This window comes from Sphaerisporangium sp. B11E5, from assembly GCF_039871875.1.
Classification (GTDB): Bacteria; Actinomycetota; Actinomycetes; order Streptosporangiales; family Streptosporangiaceae; genus Sphaerisporangium.
This window is the reverse complement of sequence record NZ_JBDPMD010000041.1, coordinates 15232-29018: the sequence shown is the minus strand read 5'-3', so window position 1 is coordinate 29018 and position 13787 is coordinate 15232. Positions and strand designations below refer to the sequence as shown.

Annotated in this window: 10 protein-coding genes; 8 read left to right on the top strand and 2 right to left on the bottom strand. The window is 72.7% G+C overall.

From position 1 onward, the window contains the following. Nucleotides 1-113: 113 nt before the first annotated feature. Nucleotides 114-1433: a xylan 1,4-beta-xylosidase gene (locus ABGB17_RS29125; protein WP_347635192.1), complete on the bottom strand. Its 1320-nt coding sequence runs from the start codon at nt 1431-1433 to the stop codon at nt 114-116. A 350-nt stretch (nt 1434-1783) separates the two neighbouring features. On the opposite strand from ABGB17_RS29125, the gene ABGB17_RS29120 reads away from it, so the two are divergent. The 3 genes from ABGB17_RS29120 to ABGB17_RS29110 all read left to right on the top strand — a co-directional run bounded on the left by ABGB17_RS29120 (nt 1784) and on the right by ABGB17_RS29110 (nt 4869). Further along, nucleotides 1784-2329: a hypothetical protein gene (locus tag ABGB17_RS29120; RefSeq protein WP_347635190.1), complete on the top strand. Its 546-nt coding sequence runs from the start codon at nt 1784-1786 to the stop codon at nt 2327-2329. A 118-nt stretch (nt 2330-2447) separates the two neighbouring features. Next, nucleotides 2448-3530, top strand: coding sequence for a GNAT family N-acetyltransferase (locus ABGB17_RS29115; RefSeq protein WP_347635188.1), 1083 nt, complete (start codon nt 2448-2450; stop codon nt 3528-3530). Nucleotides 3531-3696: 166 nt separating this feature from the next. Then, nucleotides 3697-4869 (top strand): DegT/DnrJ/EryC1/StrS family aminotransferase, encoded by a 1173-nt coding sequence (locus ABGB17_RS29110; protein ID WP_347635186.1) that lies wholly within the window; start codon nt 3697-3699, stop codon nt 4867-4869. Between the two features lie 5 nt (nt 4870-4874). On the opposite strand, the gene ABGB17_RS29105 is transcribed toward ABGB17_RS29110, so the two are convergent. Next, nucleotides 4875-6350 carry a PLP-dependent aminotransferase family protein gene (locus tag ABGB17_RS29105; protein WP_347635184.1) on the bottom strand — a complete coding sequence of 492 codons (1476 nt, stop codon included), beginning with the start codon at nt 6348-6350 and terminating at the stop codon, nt 4875-4877. A gap of 68 nt (nt 6351-6418) precedes the next feature. Here ABGB17_RS29105 and ABGB17_RS29100 point away from each other — a divergent pair, with 68 nt between their 5' ends. From ABGB17_RS29100 to ABGB17_RS29080, 5 genes are all read left to right on the top strand, one after another. Next, complete coding sequence (locus tag ABGB17_RS29100; RefSeq protein WP_347635182.1) at nt 6419-7048, top strand: pyridoxamine 5'-phosphate oxidase family protein; 630 nt, start codon at nt 6419-6421, stop codon at nt 7046-7048. Between the two features lie 133 nt (nt 7049-7181). Further along, nucleotides 7182-8903, top strand: coding sequence for a serine/threonine-protein kinase (locus tag ABGB17_RS29095; protein WP_347635180.1), 1722 nt, complete (start codon nt 7182-7184; stop codon nt 8901-8903). Further along, a complete protein-coding gene (locus ABGB17_RS29090) occupies nt 8904-10481 on the top strand; it encodes a hypothetical protein (protein WP_347635178.1) in 1578 nt (525 codons plus the stop codon). 95 nt (nt 10482-10576) lie between these two features. After that, nucleotides 10577-12682 carry a hypothetical protein gene (locus ABGB17_RS29085; RefSeq protein WP_347635176.1) on the top strand — a complete coding sequence of 702 codons (2106 nt, stop codon included), beginning with the start codon at nt 10577-10579 and terminating at the stop codon, nt 12680-12682. 12 nt (nt 12683-12694) lie between these two features. Further along, nucleotides 12695-13723, top strand: a complete 1029-nt coding sequence (locus tag ABGB17_RS29080; protein ID WP_347635174.1) for a hypothetical protein — start codon at nt 12695-12697, stop codon at nt 13721-13723. The last annotated feature ends 64 nt before the right edge of the window (nt 13724-13787 follow it).

Here is a 13787-nt window from a genome sequence, read left to right as displayed (position 1 = left end):
AAGCATCGGCCCCGGTACGCCAGAACGGGGGTCACCGGCCCCGGTACGCCGGAACGCTCACCGGCCGGGATGCCCCGGCCTGGTCACGGACGGTCCGCGCGGACCGTTCCGGCTCACTGGCCGCGGTCGCTCCACTCGACGCCGTAGGCGTCGAGGTCGAACGGCTTGCCGTCCACGGTGACCGACAGGGGCTCGGGGGTGGTGTTGACGATGACCATCTGCTTCTCCACCGCGAGCACCCGGGCCCGGCGGTCGGAGACCGTCACGTCGACCAGCGCGGCGCCGGCGGTGAACCACCGCGTGAAGCCGCTCAGCACCCCCGCCATGGGCATCTCGTCGCCGGACCCGGGGGACCACATGCAGCCGGGGCAGTCGTCGCCGGTGCGCCGCTGGGGGTTCCAGTACAGCGCGGTGGCGGCGCCGCTCCTGGCGAACTCCATCATGGCGGCCACCTGGACGGCGGTGCGGTGCTGCTCGTCCCAGCCGATGTTGTCGGGCGCGATGTACCACTCGGCCCACCACACCGGCAGGTCGCCGCTCTTCTGCCGCAACCACGTCGTCATGGTGGAGAACTTCTGCAGCGCGGTGAACTCGTCAGGGACGAGGCCCTTGTCGTTGGTGGCCGAGGACGCGTCGATGACGACGAAGTCGGCGCCCCGCTTGTGCTTCAGCCAGTACTCGATGCTGTCCAGCGGCCTGTTGTCGATGGCGCCCCAGGGCCCCTTCAGTTCCGAGGAGTTGGCGGAGCTGACGTGGCTGTCCACCGGGACGTACGGCCCGCCGACCTGGATCTTGGGGTTGACGGCCTTCAGCGCGTCGTAGACGCGGTTGTAGAGGTCGGTGTAGGCCTCGGCGTCCCAACTGTTGTGGACGTCGTCCCAGAAGCCCTTGAACTCGTTCCAGACCATGTAGTGGGTGATGGTCGGGTACCGCTTGGCGATGGTGGCGGAGAGCTTGGCGAAGTCGTCGAAGTGCTCCCGCAGCGGGGCGACCTCGATCTTGCTCCAGGCCGTGCGGCCCTCGGCGCCGCCCTTCATCCAGTCCGGGGCGCAGCAGAGGGTGAGCACGGGCTGGGCCCCGGTGGCGGCCATCAGCTTGACCCTGCGGTCGAGGTCGCGGAAGTCGTACTTGCCGGGCGCCGGCTCGGGGTTGCCCGCTCCCCAGCCCATGATGTGCTGGTTCTGCAGCATGGGAACCCGGCTGAGCAGGTCGCGCGCGCGGGCGGCGGCGTCGTCCTCGTTGTCGGCGCTGTACTGCGTGTGGGTGACGCCCCAGCGCGGCCAGCTCTCCACCACGGGGGGCGACTCCAGCACCGGCGGCGGCTCCGGGGTCGCGAGGATCGTGGCGGGCACGCCGTCGGCACGTCCCGCGCCCCGGCGGGCGCCGTAGGCGAGGAGCCCGACCACCAGGGCCAGGGTGACCAGGCCTGCCACGAGGGCGACGGGGCCCTTCGGGACGTAGCGACGACGTGCGTGCCGACCAGTGCTTTCCACCACACAGTCACCGTATCTACTCACGCTTGCAGAACCCTTGAATGCTCCCACTGTTCACCGTGTGACAGGAACTCGTGCGGCACGCCCCGGGTACCCGCCAAGCTCCCTATTAGACCTGTTTGGGAGTCATGTGCGCAGATCAGAGATCAACCAACAAACAAGCCCCCTAAGGTGTCAACTCCTTCATGAAAGGGGTATAAACCCGGCGACCGAGGATTTGAGGGGGCACTGTGGCCCAAGCATGGCTGCCCGTCGCCAGTCGAATTCCCGCTCCAGAGGACGCCGGCCCCATGGCTGGCGGCGCACCCCGGGTGGTCTGGTCGATCTTCCAGACCGATCCCCAGAGGGTGTCCGCCAAATCCGTGGCCCAACGGCTCAACCAGTTGAAACGCCCCGCCCACCTGGTGTGGAACCCGGTGACGGGGCAGATCGCCCAGTCCCTTCCCCCGACCCGGGCCGCCTGCGGCCTGCCTGGGGATCTCAACCGGCACGGCAGGGTGTGCGTCCAGATCAGGGTGCTCGGCTCGGTGGACGAGCCGTTCACCGAGAGCAAGCTGGACGGGCTCGACGACATCCTGACGTGGCTCGACTCCTGGCAGGTGCCGCGGCGCTGGCCCGCCGGGCCGCCCCTGCCGTACCCGCACTCGGTGGCCGAGCAGGGCAGCCTGCGGGTGTGGGCCAAGGGCGGTCACTTCGGCAACTCCCAGGTGCCGGGCACCCACGAGGGCGACCCCGGGCCCATCGACGTGCAGCGCATCGTCGGCGAGCACGCGGTGGACCTGAGCGTCCCCCGGCCCCGCCAAGGGATGGAACGTGCCGTGACCATGGAACGGTGACGAAGATGACACCTGTTCTGACCGCACCGTGATCTGATCTTTATCCTACTATTACAGGCCAGGCCCCAAGCTGGTGAAGGAGCGGGCCCAGGTCCGCACTCACACTCAGTAGGAGCCCATGCGTATCTCCGTCGTTCACCCCCGGGAGCTCGGAGCCTCCGAGACGGAACGGTGGAGGTTGCTCCAGAACGCCGACCCCGCGCTGGACAGTCCCTTCCTGTCCCCCGAGTTCACCGTCGAAACCGGCCGGGTGCGCGAGCAGGCGCGGGTCGCCGTGCTGTACGACGGGCCGGACATCGTGGGGTTCTTCCCGTTCGAGCGCCACCCGCTCGGCATCGGGCGGCCGGTCGCGGCGGGGCTCACCGACGCGCAGGGCATGGTGCACGCCAAGGACATCGAGGTGGACCCCTACGCCCTGATGAAGGCGTGCGGGCTCGGGGTGTTCGAGTTCGACCACCTGATCGCCGGGCAGCCGCTGGTGCCCGCCCGGCACAGCAGGCACCCCTCGCCGGTGATCGACCTGTCCGACGGTTACGAGGCGTACGTCGAGGTGCTGAAGCAGGTCTCCGGCAAGACGTACAAGTCCACCGCGTACAAGAGCCGCAAGCTGCAGCGGGACTTCGGGGAGCTGCGGCACGACTACGCCACCACCGACGAGTCGGCGCTGCGCACCCTGCTGGACTGGAAGACCGACCAGTACCGGCGCACCGGCCGCGCCGACCGGTTCTCCCGGCCGTGGATCCTGGAGCTGGTGCAGAACCTGCTGCGGGTGAACACACCGGACTTCGGCGGGTCGCTCGACATGATCTACGTGGACGGGCGGCCGGTCGCCGGGCACTTCGGGCTGCGCACCGCCACCACCCTGGCGGGCTGGTTCCCGGCGTACGACCCGGCGTTCGCCAAGTACTCCCCCGGGCTGATCCACCACCTGGCGATGGCCGAGAAGGCCGCCGGCGCCGGCATCCGGCTCATCGACATGGGGCGGGGCGAGAAGGAGTACAAGGAGAAGCTGAAGACCGGGGAACTGTGGGTCACCGAGGGGCGTCTCGCCCGGCCCACCCCGGGCGCGGGGATGCACTGGCTGGTCCGCGTGCCGGTGCGCAAGGCGCGCGGCACCGTGCTCGCCAACTCGATGCTGCGGGAGACCGCGGACCTGGCGCTCAAGACGTTCGGGAAGATCCGCACCTCGATCGCGTCGTAACGCTCCACCCCCCGCCCACCTCGCTCTCCTGCCGACGCCCCAGCCCGCCGGCGCCATCGCTCGCCTCGTAACGATCGTCCCCTGCGCACCACGGGCCACTTGGGGTGCGCTACCTTTTCAGCTCTGGGTCGCCCATCCACCGCCCAGAGGGGCGAAACGAGGAGACGTGAGTCCTGAGCAACTCATAGCCGCCCGCACCGGCCGGGAGACGGTGTATCTGCCCTCCAACCGGCTCGGGTTGTTCCTCGCCCTGCGGCACTGGTGCACACCCGGACAGCGACTGCTCATGTCGCCCATCTCGGCGGACGAGATCCTGTTCCTCGTGCTCGCCGCCGGGCTCATCCCCGTCATCGCGCCGATCTCGGTGCTGGACGGCAACATCGAGCTGGCCCGTGCGCTGCTCTGCGGCGTGGACGCCGTGCTCACCACCAATCTGTACGGGCTGCCCGACGAGGTGCGGGGCATGGCGGGCCTGCTCGTCATCGAGGACGTCGCGCACGCGGCCGAGACCTCGGTGGACGGGCAGCCGCTCGGCACGTTCGGCGCCGCGGGGGTGTTCAGCCTGTCCAAGCACGCCGGGGCGGGTTCCGGGGGCGTGCTCGCGGTCGAGGACGCCGCCACCGCGCGGCGTCTCACCGCCGAGCGCGACCTGCTGCTGCGGCCCGGGGTGCTGCGCAAGGAGCTGACCGGGGTGGCGACCTCGATGGCCCGCCGCACGGCGCTGCGGCTCGACATGGCCAGGCCCGCCATGGGCCTCGCCCGCCTGCTGCGGCTCACCGAGCCCCGCGACGGCCACCGCATCGCGCTGCGCCCCGAGGACCTGCGCACGGCGCTCAAGCACGCGCCCGACCTGCCCGCCATGGACCCCTGGGTGCGCGCCGACCTGCACGACTACCGCGACACCCGGCGCCGCGTCGCCCGCTGGTACCAGGCCCGCTGCCTGTCCCGCCTCCCCGCGGACCGGCCCCGCCGCCTCGCCGGCGTCGCCAAGCTGGCCGAGCTCCCCACCGTGGCCCCCGCCGTGCTGCGCCACACCGACCAGCCCCTGTTCCGCGTCCCGCTGCTGGTCGCCGACCGCGACGCCGCGCTGGTCACGCTGGCCCGGCAGGGCATCCCCACCGGCTACCTGTACGACCCGCCGTACGACGACTACGCCGAGGCGTTCGTCACCCCCTCGCCCGATCCCCGCCCGGCCCGCTGGTGGGCCGCGCACGTGCTGCCGGTCGACCCCATGTACGCCGGCCGCGCCCTGCCGGTCCTCAGCGCCCTGGCGCCCGCCCCGCCGCCGCCCGCCACGCCGACCGTGCCACAATCGCACCGCAACCCCGAGGCGGCCTGACCCGCTCAGAGGAGGGCGGAGAGTACGGCGCACCCCTTGCGGACGTCGCTGAGCGAAGCGGAGCCGTAGCCGAGCACCAGGCCGGGCACGCGGGTGGGGCCGTGGTGGTGGCGGGTGGTGGTGTCCAGCAACACACCCCGCGCGGCGGCGGCCGCCACCAGAGGTGCCACGCGGTCCTCCGGGAGCGGGACGAAGACGTGCAGGCCGGCGGAGTCGCCGCGGACGTGGCCGCCGAGGGCCTCGACGATGGCGGCGCGGCGGCGGGCGTACTCCAGCCGCATGCGGCGCAGGTGGCGGTCCAGGTCGCCTCGTTCCAGGAGCACGGAGACGGCCGCCTGCACCGGGCCCGAGGTGCGGTCGTTCAGGCGGCGGCGGATGTGGGCGATCTCGTGCAGCAGGTCGGGGCCGGCGACGAGCCAGCCGACACCCACGTCCGGGGCCAGGGACTTCGACAACGTGCCGAGGAGCACGACCCGCCCGGGGTCGAGGCCGTAGAGGGCGGGCAGGGGGGCGACGTCGTAGCGGAACTCCGCGTCGTAGTCGTCCTCCACGACGGTGGTGCCGGCGCGGCGGGCCCAGGCGAGCAGGCCCTCGCGGCGCGGGATGGGCAGGCGGCCGCCGAGGGGGTACTGGTGCGCGGGGGTCGTGTACAGCACGCGCAGCCGGTCCGGCAGCTCGGCGGGCAGCACGCCCTGCTCGTCCACCGGGCACGGGACCACGCGGCCGCCGCGCGCGGCGAACACCTCGCGGGCGGCGCGGTACCCCGGGTCCTCCACCCCGGCGCCGTCCCCCGGCCGGAGCAGTGCCGTGGCGACCAGGTCGAGCCCGTGGGCCGTGCCCCGGGTCACCATCACGTTCTCCGGCCCCACCGGCACGCCGCGCGCCCGGCGCAGGTGCTCGGCGAGCAGCTCCCGCAGCCCCGGCAGTCCGTAGGGGCTCGCGAGGTCGGACGGCGGGCGCTCCCCCGCCGTGCGCCAGGCCCGCCGCCACGCCGCCGCGTCGTAGTGCCGCACCCACGGCCGCCCCGGCCGCAGGTCGATCATGCCGGACGGGACCGGCGTCTCGGCCGCGTTGTACGGGTCCGGCACGGTTCCCACCGGGTCCGCCGGCCCGGCGGGCGGCGGCGCGGCGGGCGGCGGCGCGGCGGGCGGCGGCGTGGCGGGCGGCGGCGCGGCGGGGGAGGCCGGCGCGGACGCCGGAGGTGCCGGGGTGGTGGTGCGGTCGGGGATGTCGGTGACGTAGGTGCCGGAGCCGTGCCTGCCCTCCAGCCAGCCCTCGGCGTAGAGCTGCTGGAAGGCCTCGGTGACGACGGTGCGGCTGACCGCCAGCAGGTGGGCCAGGGAGCGGCTGGAGGGCAGGCGCTCGCCGGGGCGCAGGGCGCCGTCGCGGATGCCGGCGCGGAGCTGGTCGCTGAGCTGCACGGCCAGGGAGACCGGGGACCGGCGGTCGAGGGTGAGGGGCAGGTCGACGTGGCCCGGCAAAGTGGTCTCCTGGAAGTGGTCCGAAGTGGACGTACCACCGCCGTCCACTTGGTCCTTACGGTAGCCGCATGCTCTCCACGACTCCTCGCACCACCTTGCGCCGGTCCAAGGACCGGGGACGTACCGACCGCGCCGAGCTGTACGCCGTGCTGGACGCCGGGCTGATCTGCCACCTCGGGCTCGTGCACGACGGCGCCCCCATGGTGATCCCCACCGGGTACGGGCGCATCGAGGACACGCTGTACGTGCACGGCTCCACGGGCGCCACCTCGCTGCGCTCCGCGACACAGGTGTGCGTGACCGTCACGCACCTCGACGGCATCGTGCTGGCCCGATCGGCGTTCCACCACTCGGTGAACTACCGCTCCGCGATGATCTACGGCAGTGCCCGCCCCGTCGAGGACCCGGAGGAGCGGCTGGCCGGGCTGCGCGCCGTGACCGAGCAGCTCGCGCCGGGCCAGTGGGACGTGGTGCGCGAGCCGGACCGCAAGGAGCTGGCCATGACCGCCGTGCTCGCGATCTCGCTGGCCGAGGCGTCGGTGAAGGTGCGCACCGGCCCGCCGAACGACGACGACGAGGACTACGCGCTGCCGGTCTGGGCCGGTGTCCTCCCTCTGCGCGTGGAGTGGGGCACCCCCGTGCCCGACCCCAAGCTGCGGGACGGGATCCCCGTGCCCGCCCACATCGCGAACCGCTGACGAGGCCCACGAAGCGGTTGACTCAAACCACGACAATATTGCGAATATCTCGTTAAAGACCACGAGAGAGGGAGGGGCATCGTTAAGCTTCGATCTCGCCATGGGTGGGGGCCCGGCCACATAAGGAGACCGTATGGACGCCCACATGGGGGAATGGCGAGTCCCCGGCTACACCGAGGTCCGCGAGCTGGGGGTGGGGGGTTCAGGGCGTGTCGTGCTGGCGCGATACGACGTGGACGACACCCCGGTCGCGATCAAGTACCTCTCGGACGAGTTGCGGGCGGACCCCGGGTTCGTCGTGCGTTTCCGCCACGAGGCCCGCCTGCTCGAACTGGTGGACAACCCGCACTGCGCCCGCTTCTACGAGTACGTCGAGAGCGACGGCGGCGCGGCCATCGTCATGGAGCTGGTCGACGGCGTCTCGCTGCGCGCGATGTTGCGGTCGGAGGGCCCCACGGGGGGCGAGGCGGCGCTGACGCTGCTGAAGGGCTCGCTGCTCGGCCTCGCCGCCGCGCACGCGGGCGGGGTGGTGCACCGGGACTTCAAGCCCGAGAACATCATGATCGAGGCCAGCGGGCAGAGCAAGCTGCTGGACTTCGGCATCGCCGTACGGCCCGGCGACGGCGTGAGCGGCGCGGGCACCCCGCCGTACATGGCGCCCGAGCAGTGGGCGGGCGCGCCCGCGGCGCCGAGCACCGACGTGTACGCGGCCACCATCGTCTTCTTCGAGTGCCTCACCGGCACCCGGCCGTTCCAGTCGCGCAACGTCGCGGCGCTCGCCCGCCAGCACCAGTCCATGCCGCCCCCGGTGGAGCAGGTGCCCGCCCCGCTGCGCGGCCTGGTGGAGCGGGGCCTCGCCAAGCACCCGGCCAACCGGCCGCCCACCGCCGACGCGTTCCTGGTCGAGCTGGAGGCCGTGGCCGCCGAGGCGTACGGGCCCGACTGGGAGGAGCGCGGACGGCGGCGCCTGGCCGGGCTCGCCGCGCTGCTCGGCCTGCTGTTCCCGCTCGGCGGCGAGGCCCCGGACGCGAGCACGTCCCTGGCCGAGACCGACCTCGGCGTGACCGGCGGCGCCGCGCGCAAGCTCGGCGTGAAGATCGTCGCTGGTGTGGCCGGGCTCGCGGTGATCGCGGCCGTCACGGCCGTGCTGGTCGGCTCGCTCGGCGACCCTGAGCTCCAGGCCCAGGAGTCGCCGGTCACCCCCACGCCCGCCGTCACCGAGACGACCCTGGACCCCTCGGCCGAGCCCGGCATCGACGAGACACCGCTGGGAGAGCCGTCGGAGGAGCCGAGCGAGGCGCCGAGCACCCCGGTGCCCGCCTCGTCCGCCGCCGCCCCGCCCACGGGCGCGGCGCCCACGCAGGCGGCCCCGCCGAAGCCCACCCCGAGCAAGAAGCCGGCCAGGACGCCGGTCGCCTCCGGCACGGCCGGCCCGACGCCGAAGAAGTCGGAAACCCCGAAGGACGACCCGTCCAACCCGGACGTGAACAACGACCTGCCGTCCGGGAAGCCGAAGCCCAAGCCGAGCACCCCGTCGCCGCCACCACCGCCGACCACGCAGGCGCCGTCGCCGACCCGCACGCGCACGCCGCCGGCGAGCCCGACACCGAACGACTCCCCCGACGAGACCCCGCGGGGGTCCAGCGACACGTCCACCGACCAGAGCTCCCCGCCGCCGAGGGACGGCTCGGACGGCCCCGGTGAGAGCGGCGGCCCGGACGGCACCCCGGTTCCCGGCCCGTCGGGTCCCGGCGGCGGCCTCGGCCTGCTCGCCGCCGGTCTGGTGACGACCGGCGCCGTACCCGCCACACTTGTGCTCAGGAAGCGCATGGCAGGACGGCACCGGAGGCGTTAGATGCCCTACGGCGACGACACCGGCGGGACGGGGAGCGCCGGCGTCCCCGGCGGCATGGGCGGTGCGGGCGGCGCGGGCGGTTCCGGCGTTCCGGGTGGCTCCGGCGGCGTGGGGGCGGCTGCCATCGCCGGGTACCGGCTCAGCGGACGGTACCGGAGTGGTGACGCGGGCCTGTGGTTCGACGCCGTGGCCCCGGACGGCGTGCGGGCCGGGGCGCTGCGGCTGGACCCGGCGGGGGTGGCCCTGCCGGGTGCGCGTGAGCGGGTCGTGGCGGCGGTCAGCGCGGACCGGCGGCTCGCGCAGAGCGGGCTCGGCGGGCTGATGCCGATCGACGACCTGGTCGCGGCCAGGGACGAGATCTGGCTGCTCACCGCGCGGCCGGGCACGCCGTCCCTGGAGGAACTGATGAACGGCCGGTCCGGCTCGCCGGGCCCGGACGCCGGCAGCGCGGCGACCGTGCTGGTGGAGACGGCGCAGACCCTGCTCGCGGTGCACGCGGCGGGGTTGTCGCACGGCGCGCTGCGGCCCGGCACGGTGGTGATCGGCGAGGACGGCGCGACGCTGCTGGCCGAGCGGGGCCTCGCCGAGGCGCTGCGCGGAGAGCACGCCGACCCGCGGCGCGACGTCGCGGCCTGGGCGGCACTGGCCCGGACCCTCGCGGCGTCGTGGGCGGCGGGCGACCCCCGGGCGGCGCAGTTGTTCGAGCGGGCGGCCGGCACGGCGTCCTCCCACGGTCTCGGCGCCGCGCGTGACGTCCTGCTGGAGGGCCGTGACCTGCTGCCCGCGGGTTTCACCACCCGGGAGCGGCTGGTCCGCACCATCCAGTGGTGGTCGGCGGGCGAGGTCCCGACCCGCGACCCCTCCCCCGCCCACGGCTTCGCCGCCGACCCCGGCGAGGTCGTCACGCTGCTCTACCAGCCCGGCACGTCCTCAGGCCCGTACGGCACACAAGGCACACACGGGGGGCACGGCGCCGGGTACGGCGCCGCCGCGGCGGGAGCCGCCGCGATGGCCCAGGGCACCGCCCCCGCGGGCACCGCGAGCACGGCGCCCTCCGGCGGCCGGCCCCAGGGCGAGGGCCTGCGCTTCGGCCCTGGCGTCCCCACGGAGACCGCCGCCGCCCAGATCTGGCGCTCCGGCCGCGACCAGCCGGCCGGCGGTGACCGCCGCCCGCGCAGGCGGCGCCGCGGCGGCATCCTCGGCTCCGGCCTGATCTTCCTGCTCATCCTGGCCGCCGCCGTCTACCTGTGGTTCCAGCGCGGCGACCCGCTGGCCGTCACCGCCGTGGACGTCCGCGCCCCCAAGCCGAAGGGCTGCGACGTCACGGTGAACGTCATCGGCGTGATCACCACCAACGGATCGTCCGGCGAGGTCACCTACGAGTGGCTGCCCACCGGCCGCAAGCCGATACGCCACACCGACACCGTCGAGTCCGGCAAGACCACCCACCAGGTGAAACTGGAGTGGGAGATCGGCGGCGAGGGCACCAAGCGCCTCACCGCACGCCTGCGCGTGCTCTCGCCCATCACCGACCAGGGCCCCCTGGAGGACAAGGCGACCTTCACGTATAGGTGCTGACGGCTTTACGCGGCCGGTAAGAGTTTCCCCGGATGGTACGGCCCGCGGGGCTTGCGCATAGTGAAGCCCGCGACCGCACCTAGTGGAGGAGACACATGACCATGCTCACGGCGACCGGCGCGGAGTTACCCGAGGCCACGAGCTACCAGGGCCGCCACATCATCCCGCTGGACGTCCGGCAGGAGGACTTCCTCGACCACCTCGGCATCAGCTACTGGTTCGACCCGGTGGGCCGGGCGCGGCCGGGCTACCTCGGGGTGTCCTTCTACGAGGAGGAGCCGATCGGGCTCACCTGCCGGGTGTACGACGAGCGCGGCACGTGGCATCCCTTCACCGACGACGTCGCCGACGCGGAGGACCCCAAGGCCACCCAGAGGTTCCTCCTCGCGCTGAGCAGCGTGGGCCCCGACCCCGACCACGTCAACGGCCCCCCGGTCGAGTTCGTGACCGGCGACTCCCTCACCTTGAGGTTCAACTACCGCGACAGCGTGAACGTCAAGGACGTGGTGCTGCGTCTTGAGCTCGGCGAGCCGGTGACGAAGGCGCTCGACAACCGGCGGCTGTGCGTCCGCCTGAAGCGCCGCCCGGTGACCGGCACGGACCTGCGGGCCCAGGAGGAGGAGCGGCAGGAGCCGCGCACCCCGCTGATCAGCCTGCACGGCTACGAAGACCCCGACACCGGCCACGAGACCGTCGGCGAGCGCCTGCCCCCGTTCGCGCTGACCCACAGCCGCGTCACCGAGGCGTGGCAGACGGCCCGCACGACCGGCTACTTCGACCCCGCGGTGTTCCCCAACGTGCCCGGCACCGGCGACCAGGCCGTGCGCGCCGCGATGGCCGAGGCGATCGGAGAGCTGGACGAGGCCACCGTGGCGCGGCAGCTCACCGAGGGCGCCCGTCTCGTGGTGTCCCGTGACGAGACCGGCGCGTGGGGGTACCGCTTCCTGCCCGCGCCGCGCGCCTGCCGTCCCGGGCTGGTGCTGGTGGAGTACTACCGGCTGACGTCCTTCCCCGGGCGGTACGGGCCGGGCCGCACCATCAAGACGTTCTCCCTGCTGCCGGGGGAGAGGACCAGCATCCGGGTGAGCACCTACAAGCGCTCGTCGCAGAGCCTGCAGAAGACCGCGTCGATCCTGGACTCCACCAACAGCGAGACCGAGACCGAGTTCGCCCGCACGGTGAACTCCGAGCAGTCCAACCAGGACAACGTGGCGAGCAGCCTGGAGTACAAGGTCGAGGCCGAGGCGCAGGGCCAGGCCACGTGGGGCTGGGGCAGCGCCAGCGCCCGGGTGAGCGGGTCGGTGGCGGGCAACAGCTCCAAGGCCCGCGAGGAGTTCACCAAGAACCTGACCAACGCGGTGAGCAAGAACACCGCCCGCGCCTCCTCGCGGCGTGAGGTGCAGGTGGACACCAGCATCGACGTCAAGCTGGAGGAGGGCGAGGAGCAGGCGGTCGAGCGCACGCTGGAGAACATCAACGTCAGCCGCACCCTGAACTTCGTGTTCCGGCAGATGAACCAGGAGTACGTCACCCTGCTGCACCTGGTGGACGTGCGGGTGGCGTTCTTCAACGGCCACGCCGAGTCCCGCGACGAGGTGCCGCTCGCCGAGCTGGACCGCCTGCTCGGCGACTGCCTGCGCCCCGAGGCGATCCGCCGGGTGCGCGAGGACGTGCACGAGGCGGTGCGGACCATCGCCGACCACCGGGGGCGGATCGTGCCCGGCTTCGTCCGGATGGTCGAGCGCGGCGAGGACGCCCCCGCGTACGCCCAGGTGGACCCGGACTTCACGACCTCCGCCATCGGCCCGGACGGCCGCGAGCACACCGTACCCGGCGTCATCGTGAGCACCGGCAGCCACGTGATGCGCACGGACGGCGTCACCGTGGACTCCTTCCTCGGTGAGGGAAGCGCGCTCGACGACTACTCCACCGGCCTCCAGACCCAGGCGGTCCAGGCCCGTGCGGCGGAGAACCAGGCGGCGCAGGCCGAGACGCGGCTGCGCACGCTGGAGGCCGACCGGCTGGAGCTCGGCCTGCGTATCGTCGCCGACAACGACACCGAGCGCGCCGAGCTGTTCCAGCGGCTGTTCGTGGTCCCGCAGATCGTCAACCAGATCGACCACGCGGCGGTGACCGGCGCCCGTCCCTCCTCGCCGCCCCCCTCGGCCAACGGCCACTCCCCCGCCACCCCGGGCCTGTGACGGGGGCGCGGCATGGAACCGATCCCTACCGGCAAGGAATCCGACGAGAACAGCGTCACCGGCACGGCCGCGATCGGCTCACGGGGAGTCCTGCGGGACGCCGCCACGTCCGGCGGCCCAGCTCTGGAACGCGGGTCACAGGCCCTCACGGAGGTGCCCACGGACCCGCGGGCGTTCGCGGTGGGCGACCGGGTGCGCGTGGTCAACCCGCAATGGAAGCTCTACTCGCGCTCCGGCACGATCAGCCGCCGTTCCGCTACCAAGCCCGACAAATGGGCGGTGGACTTCCAAGGTGAGGCGATGCTCAACCGCTTTGTGGCGGCTGATCTCAACTTCGACGTCAAGGACGTCGCCAACGAGCTCTTCCCCAAGATCTACACCGCGCACCCCGAGAAGTGGATAGAGAGCCTCGTCTTCTTCCTGCGCGGCTTGACCGACCCCGAGTGGGCACAGATACCCGTGGACGTCCCCGCCCGGTACATCCGGCACATGTGGGGCATCTGCCAGGGCGTTCTCCTCCGTTACACCAGAGACCCGGCGATCAAGGCGCTGGCCGTCGGCTGCGGCAACACGCCGCTCCCGAGTCGCAAGCAGAACCTCGCGTGCCTGCAGGGCGGACATCGGCTGGACGCCGCGTACACGGTGGACCCGGAGATCGATCTCGGGCCGACCGTGCTCGGGCTGTTCGGCCGCGACCCGGTGCACAAGGCGTTCCTGTCGAACCACTTCCTCGCGATCGTGTACTGCGGCTACACGCCGCTGACCCACCCGGACTCCCTGGGGCAACAGCGTCACCTCCTGGCGGCGTTCCGGCATCTGCTGCGGGATGAGGGGGTGGTCAGGTTCCCGATCGGCCCCGAGCAGAGAACGGCCACGATCCTGGCGGCCCTGGAGGGGCGGAAACTGATCGTGAAGGAGGCGACCGTCGCGGCCGGGGAGAAGCCCCCGATCGGAGTGGACCTCGCCTCCTGGACGGGCGACGAGGTGACCGAGGAGTGGCTCGCGCGGAAACTTACAGACCTTGCGAAGAATCGAGAGTGATCGGAGTCCGCTCCGTCCCAGGCCGCCGACATACGGGACCGGCACCGGCGGTCCACCTGTCAGT

Coding starts and splice junctions, on each gene's coding strand:
- ABGB17_RS29120 (WP_347635190.1), top strand. CDS start 1,784: ATGGCTGGCGGCGCACCCCGGGTGGTCTGGTCGATCTTCCAGACCGAT.
- ABGB17_RS29115 (WP_347635188.1), top strand. CDS start 2,448: ATGCGTATCTCCGTCGTTCACCCCCGGGAGCTCGGAGCCTCCGAGACG.
- ABGB17_RS29100 (WP_347635182.1), top strand. CDS start 6,419: ATGCTCTCCACGACTCCTCGCACCACCTTGCGCCGGTCCAAGGACCGG.
- ABGB17_RS29095 (WP_347635180.1), top strand. CDS start 7,182: ATGGACGCCCACATGGGGGAATGGCGAGTCCCCGGCTACACCGAGGTC.
- ABGB17_RS29090 (WP_347635178.1), top strand. CDS start 8,904: ATGCCCTACGGCGACGACACCGGCGGGACGGGGAGCGCCGGCGTCCCC.
- ABGB17_RS29085 (WP_347635176.1), top strand. CDS start 10,577: ATGACCATGCTCACGGCGACCGGCGCGGAGTTACCCGAGGCCACGAGC.
- ABGB17_RS29080 (WP_347635174.1), top strand. CDS start 12,695: ATGGAACCGATCCCTACCGGCAAGGAATCCGACGAGAACAGCGTCACC.